Genomic DNA, 17,974 nt, shown 5'->3' with positions numbered 1-17,974 from the left:
CGACACCCTGTCGGTAAAAGAGTACAAGAAAACGGCCCGCCCTCCGAGAGAGCGAGCCGCATCGACATCGACCCGAGCCGTGTCCACCTCCGGCGGACTACGCCAGCGTGAGGATCTCCGCCCCCGACTCCGTCACCACCAGCGTGTCCTCGAACTGGGCCGTCCGCTTCCGGTCCTTCGTGACGACCGTCCACCCGTCGTCCCACATGTCGTACTCGTACGTCCCGAGCGTCAGCATCGGCTCGATCGTGAACGTCATCCCGGGCTGGATCACCGTCGTCGCGTGCGGGCTGTCGTAGTGCGGGATGATCAGCCCGGAGTGGAAGGACGAGTTGATCCCGTGGCCGGTGAAGTCCCGGACCACGCCATACCCGAAGCGCTTGGCGTACGACTCGATGACCCGGCCGATGATGTTGATCTGCCGGCCCGGCCGGACGGCCTTGATCGCGCGGTCGAGGGCCTCCCGGGTCCGCTCCACCAGCAGCCGCGACTCCTCGTCGACGTCCCCGACCAGGTAGGTCGCGTTGTTGTCGCCGTGCACCCCGCCGATGTACGCCGTCACGTCGAGGTTGACGATGTCGCCGTCCCGCAGCACGGTCGAGTCCGGAATGCCGTGGCAGATCACCTCGTTGACGGAGGTGCACAGGGACTTGGGAAAGCCGCGGTAGCCGAGCGTCGACGGATAGGCGCCGTGGTCGCACATGTACTCGTGCGCCACCTTGTCCAGTTCGTCGGTGGTGACGCCGGGGGAGATCAGCTTCGCGGCCTCCGCCATCGCCCGCGCGGCGATCCGCCCGGCGACGCGCATCGCCTCGATCGTCTCGGGCGTCTGCACCTCGGGGCCGGTGTACGGCGCCGGTGCGGGCTTGCCCACGTACTCGGGGCGGCGGATGTTTCCGGGTACCTGACGGGTGGGGGAGAGATCCCCTGGTACGAGCAGCGACTGGCCAGACATGCCAGCGAGTCTAACGAGCCGCCGTGGGGGAACATGTCGGTGGCGAGAGGAGCAGGTCATGGCCTTGTTCAAGAAGCGCACGGTCGGCAAGCCGGGCGAGTGGTACTACTGCCTCGAACACAAGACGGTCGAGGAGGGGCCCGACTGCCCCGGCAAGAACCGCTTCGGGCCCTACGCGAGCCGCCAGGAGGCCGAGCACGCGATGGAGACGGCCCGCGAGCGCAACCTGGAGTGGGAGAACGACCCCAACTGGCACGACGCCCCGAAGGGCGGCACCGAGGACAAGTGACGGGCCCGCGCACGGGTCCGGGCGTAGGTATACGTGCCTACGCCTGGGCCTGCGCCTGGCTCACCGGTGTCACCGCGGCGGTCGCCTTCCGTTGCGCACGCACGCGTGCCGCGTGCTCGTTGGTCCGCTCGTCGTAGCGCATCAGCCCCGGCAGGCACAGCGCCAGCAGCCCCACCGCCCCCGCGCACAGCAGCCCGCCGGACCAGACGGACGCCCGTACGCCCCACCAGGCGGCGAAACCGCCCGACCTGACCTGGCCGAGGGTGGGTCCGACGGAGTACGAGAGCAGTTCGATCCCGGCGAGCCGACCCCGTAGCTCGTCCGGGATCGTCTGGTTCCACATGGCGCTCCGGAAGATGCCGCTGACCATGTCGCAGCTGCCGGCCACGGTCAGGAAGAGCAGCACCAGCCATACGTTGCCCACGACACCGGCGCCCGCGATCGCCAGGCCCCACAGCGCGGCCGACAGCACCACCATCCGCCCGTGCCGGTGCACCCGCGAGGTCCAGCCGCCGGTCAGGCCCACCAGCATCGCCCCGAACGGGACCGCCGCGTACATCAGGCCCAGCGACCACTCGGCGTCCAGCTCGTCCGCGAGGAAGGGCAGCAGGGCGAGCGGCATCGCCAGGAACATCGCGGCCAGGTCGACGGCGTAGGTGCCCAGCAGTTCCTTGCGGCTCCAGGCGTACCGGGCGCCCTCGACGATCGCGGCCAGCGACGGCTTCGCGGCCTCGCGCACGGCGGGGGCGGCGGCGATGCGGACCATGAGGACGGCGGAGACGACGAACGTCACCAGGTCGGCGCCGTACGCCCAGCCGAGGCCCGCGTACGCCACGACCACGCCCGCGAGGGCCGGTCCGGCGACCCCGCCGACCGTCCAGCGCAGGGCGTTCAGCGAGGCCGCGGCCGGCAGGTGCTCGTGGGCCACGATCCGGGGCCAGAGCGAGTCGAGCGCGGGGCGCTGCACGGAGACCAGGGCGGAGGAGAGGGCGGCGACCACGTACAGCGGCCACACGGCGGGGCTCGGCATCAGCGCGTTGAGCAGCAGCAGCGCGGACAGCACGCCCTGTCCGGCCTCCGTCCACAGGATCAGCTTCCGCTTGTCCAGGGCGTCGGCCAGCGCACCGCCGTACAGCCCGAACACGATCAGCGGGACCAGCTCCACGGCCCCGATGGCCCCCACGGCCGCCGCGGAATCGGTGAGTTCCTTGATCTGCACCGGCAGCGCGACGAACGTCAGGAAGCTGCCGAAGGTCGAGATCATCCCCGAGAACCACAACCGCCGGAAGTCCCGTGAGGCCCGCCAGGGGGCGAGATCGGGCAGGAGGCCGCGCAGGCGGGACGGGGTTTCGGGGGCGTCTTCGGTCACGAAGTGCCATGTTCGGGCTGGATGGCTGCCCGGGGCAAACGCTTTTCCGGCCGCCCCACCTGCGGCAGCGTCCCCGCTGTCGCTACCAGCGCGCGGGCGGCGGTGCCGTCAGCTGGTCCGCCAGCCGGGACAGCCGGTCCTTGAAACGGCGGCGGCCTCGCGGTGCGGGGAGCGGGGTCTCGCCGGCCGCCGCGCTCACCAGGTGCTGGACGGTGTCGAGATCCAGCTCGGAGCCGTCCGGGACCGCCAGCGACTCGTGGGCCAGGGAGACCAGTTGCTCCTCGCCGGGACCCAGCGCCAGGACCGTCGCCCCGGCCCGGCGGGCGTCGTGCACGCGCTCCAGGAGCGGCACATCGGGGCCGCCCGGCGACACCACGAGCAGCGTCTCGCCGCGCCGGGCCGCCGCCAACCGGCCGAGACCGACGGCCAGATGGGCCGGGTCCGCGGCCTGCGCCCCGTGCCGGACGAGCGTCGGCGCCAGTTCCGGCGTACCCGACCAGGCGGCCTCGTCGACCAGGTGCGCCGCCAGGTGCCAGGGCTCGTACTCCGGGGTGCCGACGAGGAGCAGCCCGCCACCGTGCGAGACGACCGACCCGCGCAGCGCCCCCGCGAACCTCCTTGTGGCGCCCAGCCATTCGGTCCCGGCGAGCACCTCGCGCAGCAGCGCGACACGTACGGCGTCCATGTCCGCATCCTGCACCAACCGGCCACTCGTGACCCGGTGTTCACCACGAATTCGCCCAAGTTGGGCAATCGGGTCAGTTATCGGAGATCAACGACGATCACGAGGAGTACGTCCATGGCAGAGGCCACCGTCCCCTTCCGCGCCGGTCGCGAGGGGTACGCCAGTTATCGGATCCCCGCGGTGGTCCGCACCGCCGCCGGAACCCTGCTCGCCTTCTGCGAGGGGCGGGTCGACTCCGGGCGCGACTACGGCCACATCGACATCGTGCTCAAGCGCTCCACCGACGGCGGCCGTACCTGGGGCCCGCTCCAGATCGCCGCGGACAACGGCACCGACCTCGCTGGCAACCCCGCCCCCGTCGTCCTCGACACCGGCCGGATCCTCCTCGTGCACGTCCGTTCGGCGGCCGGCGCCTCCGAGGACCTGATCCTGCGCGGCCAGGTGACGGACGCCGACGGACGCCGGGTGTGGGTGTGCCACAGCGACGACGACGGGCTGACCTGGTCGAGCCCGGTCGAGATCACCGCGTCGGTGAAGCGGCCCGGCTGGCGCTGGTACGCCACCACTCCGGGCCACGCCCTCCAGTTGAGCACCGGAAGGGTCGTCGTCCCCGCCAACCACACGCTGCCGCCCACCGGCACCGACATCGGCAACGAGGCCAAGTACAACAGCGGCCACTGCCTGCTCAGCGACGACCTGGGCGAGACCTGGTACCTCGGCTACGTCGACGAGAACACCAACGGCTACATCAACTGCAACGAGACCACCGCCGCCGAACTCCCCGACGGCCGCGTCTACTTCAACACCCGCAACGACTCACCGTCGCCCGGCAACCGCGCCGACGCCCACTCCGACGACGGCGGCCGGACCCTGCGCCTCCCCTTCCGCCCCCAGGCCGGTCTCACCGGACCCGTCTGCGAGGGCAGCCTGCTCCACCTCGGCGACCCCGACGTCCTCCTCTTCTCCGGCCCCGCCCTGCCCGACGGCCGCGCCCTGATGACCGTCCGAGCCTCCACCGACGGCGGGACCACCTGGCGCCCGGTGTGCACGGCCGACGGCCTGCCCGCCGCCTACTCCGACCTCGTCCGCGTGGACGACGAGACCGTCGGACTCCTGTACGAGACCGGTGACTTCGGGGCGTACGAACGCGTCGTATTCCGCACAGTGCCCGTGACGGCGCTCACCTGACCGGCGAGGGGGGTCGGGGCGCACGTACAGTCGGCCCATGACCTCTACCGACAGTGCTGCACAGACCCCTGCGAAGGCCCCCGCCAAGGACCCGTGGGACCTCCCCGACGTCTCCGGTCTGGTCGTCGGCGTCCTCGGCGGGACCGGGCCGCAGGGCAAGGGTCTCGCCTACCGGCTGGCCCGGGCCGGCCAGAAGGTGATCATCGGCTCGCGGGCCGCCGAGCGCGCGCAGGCCGCCGCCGACGAGCTCGGGTACGGCGTCGAGGGCGCCGACAACGCGGAGACCGCGCGGCGCAGTGACGTCGTGATCGTCGCCGTGCCCTGGGACGGTCACGGCAAGACCCTTGAGTCCCTGCGCGAGGAACTGGCCGGCAAGCTGGTCGTCGACTGCGTCAACCCGCTCGGCTTCGACAAGCAGGGCGCCTACGCGCTGAAGCCGGAGGAGGGCAGCGCCGCCCAACAGGCCGCCGCCCTGCTGCCGGACTCCCGGGTCGCCGCCGCCTTCCACCACCTCTCGGCGGTGCTGCTCCAGGACCCGGAGATCGAGGAGATCGACACCGATGTGATGGTCCTCGGAGAGGAGCGGGCCGACGTCGAGATCGTCCAGGCCCTGGCCGGCCGCATCCCCGGTATGCGCGGAGTCTTCGCGGGCCGGCTGCGCAACGCCCACCAGGTGGAGTCACTGGTGGCGAACCTGATCTCGGTGAACCGCCGCTACAAGGCACACGCGGGGCTGCGCGTCACCGACGTGTGAGCGGGTGGGGGAGACTGGTGGGTGCCCATCCGTTTCCCCCGCCCCTCGACAGGAGCCGATCGAATGCCCCGCCTAGCCCTCTACGCCCTCGTCGTCTGCGTCCTCGCGGTGGCCGCGGCGGTCGTGTCCTTCGTGCAGGGCAGCTGGATCGGGATCGTGTGGGTGCTGCTGGCGGGGCTGTCGTCCAACATGTGCTGGTACTACCTGAAGCGGGGCCGGGGCACCGCGTCCCGTTCCGTCACCCGCTGACCGAGCAGAACTCGTTGCTGCCCTGCCAGAAGCGGTACAGCTCCTGACCGCAGTAGGTCGAGAAGTCGCCGATCCCCAGACCGCGCAGGATCGCGTCGATCACGTCGAAGAACTGGGTGTTGACGGCCGGCACCCACAGCAGCGCGAACACGAACAGCAGACCGAACGGCGCGAACGGCTCCACCTGGCGCTTGATGTTGTACGAGAGCCAGGGCTCGATCACGCCGTAGCCGTCGAGGCCCGGCACCGGCAGGAAGTTCAGGATCGCGGCCGTGACCTGGAGCAGCGCGAGGAAGGCCAGCGCGAACTGGAAGTCCCGCGGCACCCCGTCCAGCGCGTGCAGCCAGAACGGCGCGGTGCAGACGGCGGCGAACAGCACATTGGTCAGCGGACCGGCCGCCGAGATCAGGCTGTGCTTCCAGCGCCCGTGGATCCGCCCACGCTCGATGAAGACGGCCCCACCCGGCAGCCCGATCCCGCCCATGATCACGAAGAGCACGGGGAGCACGATGCTGAGCAGGGCGTGCGTGTACTTCAGCGGGTTCAGCGTGAGATAACCCTTGGAGCCAACGGAGATGTCGCCGCTGTGCAGCGCCGTACGCGCGTGTGCGTACTCGTGCAGACACAGTGAGACGATCCAGGCGGCCGTCACGAACAGGAACACGGCCACGCCGGGCTGCTCGGCGAACCCCGTCCAGGTGGCCCATCCCGTGACCGCCGTGACGGCCAGGATCCCGAGGAAGACGGGACTGATCCGGCGGTCGCTGTGGCGGGTGGTGGCGGTGGTCATCGGGCTCCCTGGACTGAATGCGCGCGCGGTGGGACTGCCCGACGGTACCGGGCGTAAGGGGAAAACGTCTCGCGGAGGGTCAACGGTTCCGGGGAAGGTGGGGGGATGAGGGTCGGGAAAGCGGTGAGGTGCGTGAAGAGCGGGGCGTGGACGCGTCCGAGGCCGGCTCCCTGAGCCCGCCGATCCCCCTTTCGACCGGCCCCTCGCCACCCCGTGTATCCGAACCCCGTGACCGGCCCCGATATGACCGGAGACAATGGACCCCGTGCGCTATCGCATTCTCGGTACCACCCAGGCAGTCCGCCCCGACGGTACGCCCGTCCCGGTCGGCGGGACGCGGCTGCGCGCGTTGCTGACCGTGCTCGCTCTGCGGCCCGGGCGGACCGTGCCCGCGAGCCTGCTGGTGGACGAGGTGTGGGGCGGGGATCCGCCGGCGGACGCGACGGGCGCGCTCCAGGCGCTGGTGGGGAGGCTGCGCCGGACGCTGGGTGCCGAGGCGATCGCCTCGGCGGAGAGCGGGTACCGGCTCGCCGTCGCCGCCGACGACATCGACCTGCACCGCTTCGAGCGGCTGACCGGTGAGGGGCTGCGGGCGCTGGCCGACGGCAACCCCGCGAAGGCGGCGGAGGCCCTGGACGACGCGCTGGCCCTGTGGCACGGCCCGGCCCTGGCCGACCTCCCCGACCGCACGGGGGAGGCGTCCCGCTGGGAGACCCGGCGCCTGGACGCCCGCCGGGCCCGGCTCACGGCCGCCCTCGCCCTCGGCGACGCGGACACGGCCCTGCCCGAACTGACCGCCCTGTGCGACACCCACCCCCTCGACGAACCCCTCCAGTCCCTGCGCCTCAAGGCCCTGCGCGCCACCGGCCGCACGGCGGAGGCGCTGGCCGCCTACGAGGACGTACGCCGACTCCTCGCGGACCGGCTCGGCTCCGACCCGGGCCCTGAACTGCGCGCCCTGCACGGGGAGTTGCTCCGGTCGGCGGACGGGGAGGCGGGTCCCGCGAGCGACGCCCGTGCCCAGGCCCCCGCCGCTGCACCGACCCCGCCCGGTGGCCCCTCCGCCCCGCCTCCCGGCAACCTCCGGGCCCGGCTCACCTCCTTCGTGGGCCGGGAGGCCGACATCGATGCCATCCGGGGTGACATCGCCGCCGCCCGGCTGGTGACGCTGCTCGGGCCCGGCGGGGCCGGGAAGACGCGGCTGTCGCAGGAGGCCGCCGAGAAGGTGCGGTACGCCACCCGGGACGGGGTCTGGCTGGCCGAACTGGCGCCCGTGGACGACCCGGACTCCGTGCCGGAGGCCGTGCTCACCGCCGTCGGCGCCCGCGAGACCGTGCTGTACGGCGCCGGTGCCGAGGCCATGCGGGCGGCGGGCAGCGACCGGCACGACGAGCCCCTGGACCGGCTCGCCGAACATCTCGGCAAACGCCGCATGCTGATCGTCCTCGACAACTGCGAGCACGTCATCGACGCCGCCGCCCGTCTCGTCGAGGAGCTCCTGGCCCGCTGCCCCGAACTGACGGTGCTCGCCACCAGCCGTGAACCCCTCGGCGTACCGGGGGAGTTGCTGCGGCCCGTGGAGCCGCTGCCCGAGCCGAGCGCGCTGCGGCTGCTCGCCGACCGCGGGGCCGCCGCCCGGCCCGGGTTCCGGGTCGAGGACGACCCCGAGGCGTGTGCCGAGATCTGCCGCCGGCTCGACGGACTGCCGCTGGCCATCGAGCTCGCGGCGGCCCGGCTACGGATGTTGACACCACGTCAGATCGCCGACCGGCTCGACGACCGCTTCCGGCTGCTCACCTCCGGCAGCCGTACCGTCCTGCCCCGCCAGCAGACCCTGCGCGCGGTCGTCGACTGGTCCTGGGACCTGCTCGACGCCGACGAACGCGACGTCCTGTGCCGGCTCTCGGTGTTCGCGGGCGGCTGCGACCTCGCCGCGGCCGAGGCCGTGTGCGGCCCGGTCGCGCTGGAGGCGCTGGGCTCGCTCGTCGACAAGTCCCTTGTGGTGGCGTCCCCTTCGGGCGACGGCGGCATGCGCTACCGGCTCCTGGAGACCGTCGCCGAGTACGCGGGCGAGCGCCTCGACGAGGCCGGCCGACGCGCCGGCACCGAGCGCGCGCATCTGACGTACTACCGCGAACTCGCCCGCACCACCGACCCGTTGCTGCGCGGCCCCGGCCAGCTCGCCGCCATCGAACTGCTGGAGCGCGAGTACGAGAACCTGCGCACCGCCCTGCGGCACGCCGTCGCCGAGCGCGACGAACAGGAGGCCCTCAGCCTCGCCCTGTCGCTGGTCTGGTACTGGCAGATGCGCGACGCCCGCATCGAGGCCCGCAACTGGTGCGCCGAGGTCATGACCCTGGGCCCCGACCCCTTCGCCGCCCCGCTGCGCCGCGCCGCCCCCGTCCGGGAGCGCTGCACCGACGTCCCGCCCCCGCTGACCGGCGAACTCCTCGCCGAGGCCCGCCGCGGCATCCACCTCGCCCATCTCGCCTGCATGGACACCGAGTTGGAGGCCTGGGAGTCCCCGGCGGCCAAGGAGAAACTGCGACTGATCACCGAGGTCTACGAACCCGGCATGCCGCAGACCTGCCGCACCCCCGCCATGCTCTGGTTCTACGCCGTGATGCTGACCGGCAACGTGGACATGCTGCCGGTGATCCTCGACGCCTGCGTCCACACCTGCCGCACCACCCCCGGCATGGAGTGGGAGCTGGCCGCCACGCTCCAGATGCGCGCCAACCTGCTGGCCAACCGCAGCGAGTGGGCCGGCGACGCCTCTCGTGACGCCGACGAGTCGCTGCGGATCTTCGACCGGCTCGGCGACGCCTGGGGCACCGCCGAGGCGCTGTCCGCGCGCGGCGAGGCCCGGGAGCGGGTCGGCGAGTACGTGCTCGCCGCGGGGGACTACGCGGCGGCCACCGAGCAGGCGGAGCGGCTGGGCGCCCGCGGCCAGGTGGCGGTGTTGCAGGCCCGGCTCGGCAGCGCGCTCATCGAGGCGGGCGAGTCCGAGCGGGGCGAGCAGCTGCTGCGCGAGGTGATCGAGCGCAAGGACGGCTCCGGCAACGAGGCCATGCCCGCCGCCCGGATGTTCCTCGCCGGCCGGCTCGCCACCACCGGCCGGGTCGACGAGGCGCGCAGCCAACTGGCGGTGCTGCGCAAGGAGTTCGAGATCTCCCACTTCATGGTCTTCGACGCCTTCATCCTCGGCGGGGAGGCCTGGCTGGAGGCGGTCGCGGGCGACTACGACCTCTCCCTGGAGAAGGTCCGCAAGGCGCTGGAGCGGTCCTCCGACGCGCTGTCCAGGGCCATGGCCCCGCACATGCGCTCCCTGTACCTGGCCCTCGCCGCGATCAGCATGGCCGAGGTCGACGGCGGCCGCCTGGCCCGCGACGGCGCCCGCTGCCTCGGGTCCGGCGTGGCGAACCTGCCGCCCGGCAACTGCTCGACGTCCATGGAGCGCGAGGTGTTCGAGCGGGCCGAGCGGCACACCCGCGCGGCCCTCGGCGACGCCGAGTACGAGGCCGCGTACGCGGAGGGCGGCGGCCTCTCCCTGGAGGAGGCCGCCGCCCTGGTGCAGGACACTGCCTGACGCGCACCGATGGTGAACTTCAGCTCTTGGTACGGAACTTGTGGATCGCGACCGGCGCCATGACCGCCGTGAGCCCCACCGACCAGGCCAGCGTCACCCACAGCCCGTGGGCGACCGGGCCGCCGACCATCATGCCGCGCGCCGCGTCGGCGAGCGAGGACAGCGGGTTGTAGTCGGTGAAGTTCTGGAGCCAGCCCGGCATCGAGTCGGTCGGCGCGAAGATCGACGAGCCGAACTGCAGCGGCATCATCACCAGGAAGCCCATCGCCTGCACGGACTGCGCGCTCTTCATCGTCACGCCGAGGGTGATGAACACCCACATCAGCGCCGAGCCGAACACCGTGGCAAGACCCACGGCACCGAGCATCCCGGTCCAGCTGGTGATGTCGAAGCCCACCAGCACGGCCACGATCATGAGGATCACGCACGCGGCGAGCATGCGCATCAGCTCCACCACGATCTTGGCGATCAGCACCGAGCCGCGTCCGATCGGCAGGGACCGGAAGCGGTCCATGACACCGGAGTTGAAGTCCGTGTTGAAGCCGGTGCCGACGCCCTGGGACATGTTCATCCCCATCATCGCCAGCAGCCCGGGGATGACGTACTGCACGTACGCCTCCTGGCCGCCGCCCAGCGACTTGCCGATGGAGCCGCCGAAGACGTACACGAACAGCAGGGTGAAGATCACCGGGAAGAGCACGGCGTCGAACATGGACTCCGGGTCCTGGCGGATCCACAGCAGGTTGCGGCGGATCAGCGCGCCGGTGTGCCGGACGTGGTTGCGCAGCGGGATACGGGCGTCCGCGGCGCCGACGGGAGCGGTGATCGTGGCGGCGCTCATACGGAGACCTCCTCGCGGGTGTCGGTGGGCACGGCGTCCTGCGGGGCACTGGCCTTGTGGCCGGTGAGCGAGAGGAACACCTCGTCCAGGCTGGGCAGTTCGGTGGTGATCGAGCCGATGGTGATGCCGCGCGCGGTGACCGCGCCGACGACCGCGGTCAGCTGCTCGTCGCTGAGGATCGGCACCAGGAGCGTGCCGCTCGCGGGGTCCACGGTGGTGGTGGCGAGCCCGGTGATGCCGAGCCCGTCCAGCGCGCCGGCCAGCGGGCGCAGTTCCAGCGGGTCGACCGGGCGGATGCGCAGGGCACGGCCGCCGACCTTCGCCTTCAGCTCCTCGATGGCGCCGCCGGCGATGACCTTGCCGCGGTCGACGACGGTCAGCTCGGAGGCCAGCTGCTCGGCCTCCTCCATGTACTGGGTGGTCAGCAGGACGGTCACGCCCTCGCCGACCATGGACTTCACCTCGGCCCACACCTCGTTGCGGGTGCGCGGGTCGAGGCCGGTGGTCGGCTCGTCGAGGAAGAGCACCTGCGGGTGCCCGATCATCGAGGCGGCCAGGTCGAGCCGGCGCCGCATGCCGCCGGAGTAGGTGCTCGCCGGGCGCCGGGCGGCCTCGGTGAGCGAGAACCGCTCCAGCAGCTCGTCGGCCCGGGTGCGGGCGTCCTTGCGGGACAGGTCGAGCAGGCGCCCGATCAGATAGAGGTTCTCCCAGCCGGACAGCTTCTCGTCGACCGAGGCGTACTGGCCGGTCAGCCCTATCACCTTGCGCAGCTGCCGGGGCTGGCGCAGGACGTCGTAGCCGACGACGGTGGCGTGCCCGGAGGTGGGGGCCAGGAGGGTGGACAGGATGCGTACGAGGGTGGTCTTGCCGGCGCCGTTCGGCCCGAGCACACCCATCACGGTGCCCTCGCGCACGTCCAGGTCGACACCGTCCAGCGCCTTGGTCTCGCCGTAGTGCTTGACCAGTCCCCGCACGGTCACGGCGGTGTCCCCGCCGCTGGGGTTCTTGTCGATTCGCGTCATGCCGAGAACGGTGCCAGGGCCCACCGACAAACGACCGACAGGTCACCGACAGAGATATGTCGGTGACCTGTCGGTGCCGACACACGACCGACTCGAACCCGGCAAAGGCGACAGCCCGCCGACGGGGGAAATCGGCGGGCCGTCTCTGTGCCGCAGTGGCTCCATGGCTGCTTCATGACGTCATGACGTCAGTGGACCGAGTGCTCCTCCAGCGGGAACGTTCCGCCGACCACGTCCTCCGCGAACGCCTTCACCGCGTCCCCCATGACCTCCCGGAGATTCGCGTACTGCTTCACGAACTTCGGCACCCGGCCCGGCGTCAGCCCGAGCATGTCGGTCCACACCAGCACCTGCGCGTCCGTCTCGGCGCCCGCGCCGATACCGACCGTCGGAATGTGCAGCACCCGGGTCACCTCGGCCGCGAGCTCCGCCGGCACCAGCTCCAGGACGACCGCGAACGCGCCCGCGTCCTGCACCGCCTTGGCATCGCGCAGCAACTGCTGGGCCGCCTCCTCGCCCCGGCCCTGCACGCGGTACCCCATCGCGTTCACGGACTGCGGGGTCAGGCCGATGTGCGCCATGACCGGGATGCCGGCCTCCACCAGGAGCCGGATCTGCTCGTGCGAGCGCTCGCCGCCCTCCAGCTTCACGGCGCCCACCCCGGCGTCCTTGACCAGCCGGGTCGCCGAGCGCAGCGCCTGCACGGGACCCTCCTGGTAGGAGCCGAACGGCAGGTCGCCGACGATCAGGGAGCGGGTCGTGCCGCGGACCACGGCCGCCGAGAGCATGGTCATCTCGTCGAGGGTGACGGGTACGGTCGTCTCGTACCCCAGGTGGCAGTTGCCCGCCGAGTCGCCGACGAGGATCACCGGGATCCCGGCCTCGTCGAAGACGGACGCGGTCATCGCGTCGTAGGCGGTGAGCATGGGCCACTTCTCGCCACGGTCCTTGGCGAGAGCGATGTCGCGCACGGTGATACGGCGTGTGCCCTTGCCTCCGTACAGCGCCTTGGTGCCGTCGGAGGGGCTGTTGTGCACAGTCGGGGCAGCCGAAAGCTGCGTCATTGCAACGGCTCCTTCGGTCATCTCGAGGCACCCTGACGGTGTCCCCGGATCACCTCCATGGTGGCACCTCGTGCCAGTGAGGGCCAGAGGGGTCTCCGTCACGTAGGAGGAAGGGGGTCTCCGTCATGTAAGAGATGAGTAAAAGATTTACGATACGGGACCGTTCCGTATCGGAATTCGCCTAGCCTGACCGGCATGACCACTCCATCCGTACCCGCCTCCCGCATACCGGAGGCGGTGCACCGGCGCCGTTGGGCGATCCTCGGCGTTCTCATGCTGAGCCTGCTGATCGTGGTGCTCGACAACTCGATCCTCAACGTCGCCATCAAGACGATCTCGACCCCGGCCCCGACCGGCCTGGGCGCCACGCAGAGCGAGCTGGAGTGGGCGATCAACGCCTACACCCTCGTCTTCGCGGGCCTACTGTTCACCGCCGGCCTCCTCGGCGACCGGATCGGCCGCAAGAAGGTCCTGCTCGGCGGGCTCGTCGTGTTCGGCATCGGCTCCGCGCTGGCCGCCGAGTCCGGCTCGCCGACCCAGCTCATCGCCTTCCGGGCCCTGATGGCCCTCGGCGCCGCCTTCGTGATGCCCGCCACCCTCGCCGTCCTCATGAACGTCTTCGAGCGCGAGGAGCAGCCCAAGGCCATCGGCATCTGGGCGGGCGGTGTCGGCCTCGCCATCGCGATCGGCCCGATCACCGGCGGTGTGCTCCTCGACCACTTCTGGTGGGGCTCCGTCTTCCTGATCAACGTGCCGATCGTGCTGCTCGCGCTCGCCCTGATGATCTGGCTGGTGCCCGACTCCCGCGACCCCAAGCCCGGCCGCGTCGACCCGATCGGCGTCGTGCTGTCCGTCGTCGGCCTCGTCCTGCTGGTCTACGGCATCATCGAGGGCGGCGAACTCGCCGACTTCACCGCGCCCAAGGTGCTGTCGACGATCATCGCCGGTGTCCTCGTCCTCGCCGGGTTCGTCTGGTTCGAGAAGCGCAGCGACCACCCCTCCATCGACGTCACCTACTTCAAGAACAAGGTGTTCTCGGCCGCGATCGCCGCCATCGCGCTGGTCTTCTTCGCGCTGATGGGCGTGACCTTCTTCTCGGTCTTCTACACCCAGAGCGTGCGCGGCTACTCGCCGCTGCAGACCGGTCTGCTGATGCTGCCGCTGGCCGCCGCGCAGATGATCTTCGCGCCGCGGGCCCGGCTGGTCGTCGAACGGTTCGGCAACAAGGTCACCACCGGCGTCGGCCTGCTGCTGCTCGCCGGGACGCTCGCCGCGTTCGCCGGCTTCGAGGCGGACACGCCGATCTGGCTGCTGGAGGTCGTGTTCTTCCTGATGGGCACCGGCATGGCGCACGTCATGACCCCGACCAGCGTGGTCATCATGCAGGCCCTGCCGCGCGAGAAGGCGGGCTCCGCGTCCGCGCTGAGCAACACCTTCCGCCAGGTCGGCGGCGCCCTCGGCATCGCCGTCCTCGGCTCGGTCCTGTCCACGGCCTACCGCAACGGCATCGAGGGCAAGCTCGGCCTCGTACCGCCCGCCCTGCGGGACACCGCCGGCGAGTCCATCGAGGCCACCCTCGGTGTCGCCGAGAAGCTGGGCGCGCAGGGCAAGGCGCTCGTCACCCCCGCCAACGACGCGTTCCTGCACGCCATGCACGTCACCGCGCTGTGCGGAGCGGGCGTCGCGATCATCGGCGCGGTCGTCGCGTTCCTCTTCCTGCCCGGCAAGCCGACGGCTCGCCAGGAGGGCAAGGAGGAGCAGGAATTGGTCGTCGTGGGGGAGTAGCGACGACAATCGCCCCGGCGGGGAAGGACGGGGGCAGCGAAAGGACGGAGTGACGTGAGCCTTGCCGGCAACGGGACTGGGCAGGAGGCCCCCACCAGGGGACGCCCCCGCAGCGAGGCCGTCGAACGTGCCATCACCGAAGGCGTGATGAAGCTCGTGGAGGAGGGGGTGCCCCTCGCCGAACTCTCCATCGAGCGCATCGCCCGCACCGCCGGTGTCGGCAAGGCCACCATCTACCGTCGCTGGCCGGGCAAGGAGGAACTGTTCGTCGACGTCGTCCGCTGCGCCGAGCCGGCGGATCCCGAACTGCCCGGCACCTCCGTGCGCGACGACCTCGTCGCCATGCTGGAGCAGTTGCGGCTGCGGGGCGTGATGACCCGGTCCTCGGCGCTCCTGCACAACGTCTTCGCGCAGATGAAGAGCACCCCGAAGGTCTGGGCCGCCTACCAGGCGACCGTCGTGGAGCCCCGCCGCCGCAAGGCGGTGGAGATCCTGCGCCGCGGTCAGGAGAACGGCGAACTGCGCCCGGACCTCGACCCCGAGCTGCTGAACGACCTGTTCGTCGGCCCGATGCTCCTGCGCTCCGTCATGCGCCCCGACGGCGACCTTCCCGAGGGCCTGTCCGAACAGATCGTGGACACGCTGCTCGCGGGACTACGGCCCGTCAGCCCGCCGACCACGCCGTAGGAACGGTGTGAGCCTGAACGCGTGAATGTGCGCGTTGCGTCACAGACCGCGCTTTCACCAGCGGTCCCTGCAACTCCCCGCGCCCGCTTCGTCGTCCTCGTGCCCGTACGGCCGTCATGGCACGGCAGGAGGACAACCGATCATCCCCTAGGGTCGTATGACGCGGAGATGAACGGTGCGCACGGCAGGTAGTGAGGCGACGGTATGGCGCAGCAGGCTTATGTGACGGAGACGGACGGCGGCGGGTCGGGACCCGAACGCCGGGGAGACCGGGTCCGGCGCCTGCTGAAGCGGCTGGTGGCCGGCTGGCGCGGGGATCCGAGAATCTGGCGGCGCGGCATCGTGCTCGCCGCGATCGCGGTGCTCCTCGCCCTGGTCATGCTGCTGCACGCGCAGATCCCGAACGTGATCGGCAACCTGGGCAGCCTCACCGAGACCTTCCTGCCCTGGCTGGGCGTGCTGGTTCCGGTGCTGCTGGTGCTCGCCCTGGTGCGCAGGAGCGCGACCGCGCTGATCGCGGTGGTGCTGACCGCCGCCGTCTGGCTGAACGTCTTCGGCGGTCTGCTCACCGACAAGACCGGCAGCGGCGGCGACCTGACCGTCGCCACCCACAACGTCAACGCCGACAACCCCGACCCCTCCGGCACCGCCCGCGACGTGGCCGCCTCCGGCGCCGACGTGGTGGCCCTGGAGGAACTCACCGCCTCGGCGGTCCCGGTGTACGAGAAGGCGCTTGCGTCGACGTACAAGTACCACTCGGTCGAGGGCACGGTCGGGCTGTGGAGCAAGGACCCGCTCACCGGGGTGAAGGCCGTCGACATCAAGCTGGGCTGGACCCGCGCCATGCGCGCCACCGTCACCACGCCCGAGGGCCGGATCGCGGTGTACGTCGCTCATCTGCCGTCGGTGCGGGTGAAGCTGGAGGCCGGGTTCACCGCCCGGCAGCGCGACAAGAGCGCCGACGCGCTGGGCGAGGCGATCGCCGACGAGCAACTGCCCCGCAAGATCCTGCTCGGCGACCTCAACGGCACCATGAACGACCGTTCCCTCAACGCCGTCACCGCCCAGATGCGCTCCACGCAGGGCGCGGCGGGCAGCGGTTTCGGGTTCAGCTGGCCGGCCGCGTTCCCGATGGCCCGGATCGACCAGATCATGGTCCAGGACATCGAGCCGGTGAGCTCGTGGACGCTGCCGCGGACGGCGAGCGATCACCTGCCGGTGGCGGCGCGTGTGAATCTCGACACCGGCTCGTGATGACACGGACTTTTGATGACATCTGCGCTTGATTACACGCGCTCTTAACCTGCCGGAATACTGGGCCGGGGAGACTTTGTTCCGTCCATGAACATACAGTGGACAGAACACCGCACTCTTGGAAAGGCACAGGCACCTCCATGCCCCTGGCCCTGCTCGCGCTGGCCGTAGGCGCATTCGGCATAGGCACCACCGAGTTCGTGATGATGGGCCTGCTGCCCGACGTCGCGGACGACCTCCACGTCTCCATCCCCACCGCCGGGCACCTGGTCTCGGCGTACGCGCTCGGCGTCGTGATCGGCGCGCCCCTGCTGGCCGCCGTCACCGCGCGCATGTCCCGCCGCAAGGTCCTGATCGGCCTGATGCTCCTGTTCATCGCGGGCAACACCCTCTCGGCGTTCGCCCCCGACTACGACTGGCTGCTCGCCGCCCGCTTCCTCAGCGGCCTGCCGCACGGCGCCTTCTTCGGTGTCGGCGCGGTCGTCGCCACCGGGCTCGCGGCCCCCGAGCGCAAGGCCCGCGCGGTCTCGCTGATGTTCCTCGGCCTGACCATCGCCAACATCGCGGGCGTGCCCGTGGCCACGCTCATGGGCCAGCACCTCGGCTGGCGCTCCACGTTCCTCGGCGTCAGCGTGATCGGCGTCCTGGCGGTGGTGTCCCTGGCGCTGCTGGTGCCTCGGGACAGCGCCCACGCGTCGTCTGCCGGCCTGCGCGGCGAGATGGCCGCCCTGCGCTCCCTCCCGGTCTGGCTCGCGCTCGGTACGACGGTCGCGGGCTTCGGTGCCCTCTTCGCCGCGTACAGCTACATCACGCCGATGCTCACGGACGCCGCGGGTTATGCCGACTCCAGCGTGACGTTGCTGCTGGCCCTGTTCGGTGTCGGCGCGACGGCGGGCAACCTGCTGGGCGGACGCCTGGCGGACCGGTCGATGCGGGGCACGTTGTTCGGCGGCCTGGTCTCTCTGGCGATCGTCCTCGCGCTCTTCCCAGTACTGATGGGAACGGCGTGGAGCGCGCCGCTCGCGGTGGTCCTGCTCGGCACGGCGGCGTTCGTGACCAGTTCGCCCCTGCTGCTGATGGTGATGGAGAAGGCGTCCTCGGCCCCGTCACTGGCGTCCTCGGCGAACCAGGCGGCGTTCAACCTGGCGAACGCCGGGGGTGCGTGGATCGGGGGGCTCGCTCTTGCCGCCGGGTTCGGTGTGACGTCTCCGGCGGTCGTGGGCGCGGGACTTGCCGTGCTGGGGCTGGGAGTCGCGGGGGTCGCGTACGTGGTCGACCGGCGGCGGGCGGTACCGGGGCGGGAACGCGTGGTCGCGTCCCACGTGCCGGAACTGTCGGAGTCGGTACACCACTGAGACTCGCCCCCGCCGCCCCTACCCGTCCCATCCTGGGGCTCCGCCCCAGACCCCGCTCCTCAAACGCCGGAGGGGCTGAGTTACCCAGCCCGTCCGGC

The 17,974-nt window shown here is 71.3% G+C and carries 16 protein-coding genes; 9 read left to right on the top strand and 7 right to left on the bottom strand.

What is annotated here, in order from left to right; translation table 11 throughout:
- Positions 1–97 precede the first annotated feature (97 nt).
- Positions 98–955, bottom strand: a complete 858-nt coding sequence (gene map, locus ACIP6U_RS45550) for a type I methionyl aminopeptidase (RefSeq protein ID WP_401729108.1) — start codon at positions 953–955, stop codon at positions 98–100.
- 58 nt (positions 956–1,013) lie between these two features.
- Here map and ACIP6U_RS45545 point away from each other — a divergent pair, with 58 nt between their 5' ends.
- The gene (locus ACIP6U_RS45545) at positions 1,014–1,244 is read left to right on the top strand and encodes a hypothetical protein (RefSeq protein WP_123999447.1); all 231 of its coding nucleotides are present in this window, start codon (positions 1,014–1,016) and stop codon (positions 1,242–1,244) included.
- A 37-nt stretch (positions 1,245–1,281) separates the two neighbouring features.
- Here the strand turns inward: ACIP6U_RS45545 and ACIP6U_RS45540 are convergent, their stop codons facing one another.
- Together ACIP6U_RS45540 and ACIP6U_RS45535 are read right to left on the bottom strand one after the other, a co-directional pair.
- Complete coding sequence (locus tag ACIP6U_RS45540) at positions 1,282–2,613, bottom strand: MFS transporter (RefSeq protein WP_401729106.1); 1,332 nt, start codon at positions 2,611–2,613, stop codon at positions 1,282–1,284.
- Between the two features lie 82 nt (positions 2,614–2,695).
- Positions 2,696–3,298 carry a hypothetical protein gene (locus ACIP6U_RS45535; protein ID WP_401729105.1) on the bottom strand — a complete coding sequence of 201 codons (603 nt, stop codon included), beginning with the start codon at positions 3,296–3,298 and terminating at the stop codon, positions 2,696–2,698.
- A 114-nt stretch (positions 3,299–3,412) separates the two neighbouring features.
- Here ACIP6U_RS45535 and ACIP6U_RS45530 point away from each other — a divergent pair, with 114 nt between their 5' ends.
- From ACIP6U_RS45530 to ACIP6U_RS45520, 3 genes are all read left to right on the top strand, one after another.
- A complete protein-coding gene (locus ACIP6U_RS45530; RefSeq protein ID WP_401729103.1) occupies positions 3,413–4,486 on the top strand; it encodes an exo-alpha-sialidase in 1,074 nt (357 codons plus the stop codon).
- A gap of 37 nt (positions 4,487–4,523) precedes the next feature.
- Positions 4,524–5,240 (top strand): NADPH-dependent F420 reductase, encoded by a 717-nt coding sequence (gene npdG, locus ACIP6U_RS45525; RefSeq protein WP_401729102.1) that lies wholly within the window; start codon positions 4,524–4,526, stop codon positions 5,238–5,240.
- 63 nt (positions 5,241–5,303) lie between these two features.
- Positions 5,304–5,489, top strand: a complete 186-nt coding sequence (locus tag ACIP6U_RS45520; RefSeq protein ID WP_401729101.1) for a hypothetical protein — start codon at positions 5,304–5,306, stop codon at positions 5,487–5,489.
- Here the strand turns inward: ACIP6U_RS45520 and ACIP6U_RS45515 are convergent.
- Complete coding sequence (locus tag ACIP6U_RS45515; protein WP_401729100.1) at positions 5,479–6,279, bottom strand: site-2 protease family protein; 801 nt, start codon at positions 6,277–6,279, stop codon at positions 5,479–5,481. The genes ACIP6U_RS45520 and ACIP6U_RS45515 overlap by 11 nt on opposite strands.
- A 256-nt stretch (positions 6,280–6,535) precedes the next feature.
- On the opposite strand from ACIP6U_RS45515, the gene ACIP6U_RS45510 reads away from it, so the two are divergent.
- Positions 6,536–9,868 carry an AfsR/SARP family transcriptional regulator gene (locus tag ACIP6U_RS45510; RefSeq protein ID WP_401729099.1) on the top strand — a complete coding sequence of 1,111 codons (3,333 nt, stop codon included), beginning with the start codon at positions 6,536–6,538 and terminating at the stop codon, positions 9,866–9,868.
- Positions 9,869–9,887: 19 nt separating this feature from the next.
- Here ACIP6U_RS45510 and ACIP6U_RS45505 read toward each other — a convergent pair whose 3' ends face one another.
- The 3 genes from ACIP6U_RS45505 to panB all read right to left on the bottom strand — a co-directional run bounded on the left by ACIP6U_RS45505 (position 9,888) and on the right by panB (position 12,795).
- A complete protein-coding gene (locus ACIP6U_RS45505) occupies positions 9,888–10,709 on the bottom strand; it encodes an ABC transporter permease (protein WP_401729097.1) in 822 nt (273 codons plus the stop codon).
- Positions 10,706–11,731 (bottom strand): ATP-binding cassette domain-containing protein, encoded by a 1,026-nt coding sequence (locus ACIP6U_RS45500; RefSeq protein WP_401729096.1) that lies wholly within the window; start codon positions 11,729–11,731, stop codon positions 10,706–10,708. Before ACIP6U_RS45500 ends, ACIP6U_RS45505 begins: the two co-directional genes overlap by 4 nt.
- Before the next feature lie 188 nt (positions 11,732–11,919).
- Positions 11,920–12,795: a 3-methyl-2-oxobutanoate hydroxymethyltransferase gene (panB, locus tag ACIP6U_RS45495; RefSeq protein ID WP_401729095.1), complete on the bottom strand. Its 876-nt coding sequence runs from the start codon at positions 12,793–12,795 to the stop codon at positions 11,920–11,922.
- A gap of 195 nt (positions 12,796–12,990) precedes the next feature.
- Here panB and ACIP6U_RS45490 point away from each other — a divergent pair, with 195 nt between their 5' ends.
- The 4 genes from ACIP6U_RS45490 (at position 12,991) to ACIP6U_RS45475 (ending at position 17,876) form a co-directional block, all read left to right on the top strand.
- Positions 12,991–14,580, top strand: a complete 1,590-nt coding sequence (locus tag ACIP6U_RS45490; RefSeq protein ID WP_401729094.1) for an MFS transporter — start codon at positions 12,991–12,993, stop codon at positions 14,578–14,580.
- A gap of 54 nt (positions 14,581–14,634) precedes the next feature.
- Complete coding sequence (locus tag ACIP6U_RS45485; protein ID WP_401729093.1) at positions 14,635–15,267, top strand: TetR/AcrR family transcriptional regulator; 633 nt, start codon at positions 14,635–14,637, stop codon at positions 15,265–15,267.
- 204 nt (positions 15,268–15,471) lie between these two features.
- Complete coding sequence (locus ACIP6U_RS45480; RefSeq protein WP_401729092.1) at positions 15,472–16,521, top strand: endonuclease/exonuclease/phosphatase family protein; 1,050 nt, start codon at positions 15,472–15,474, stop codon at positions 16,519–16,521.
- A gap of 140 nt (positions 16,522–16,661) precedes the next feature.
- Positions 16,662–17,876, top strand: coding sequence for an MFS transporter (locus ACIP6U_RS45475; protein ID WP_401729091.1), 1,215 nt, complete (start codon positions 16,662–16,664; stop codon positions 17,874–17,876).
- The last annotated feature ends 98 nt before the right edge of the window (positions 17,877–17,974 follow it).

Source organism: Streptomyces sp. NPDC088794, assembly GCF_044750545.1.
GTDB lineage: Bacteria > Actinomycetota > Actinomycetes > Streptomycetales > Streptomycetaceae > Streptomyces.
The sequence above is the reverse complement of the archived record's forward strand: the minus strand, read 5'-3'. Positions and strand labels throughout refer to the sequence as shown.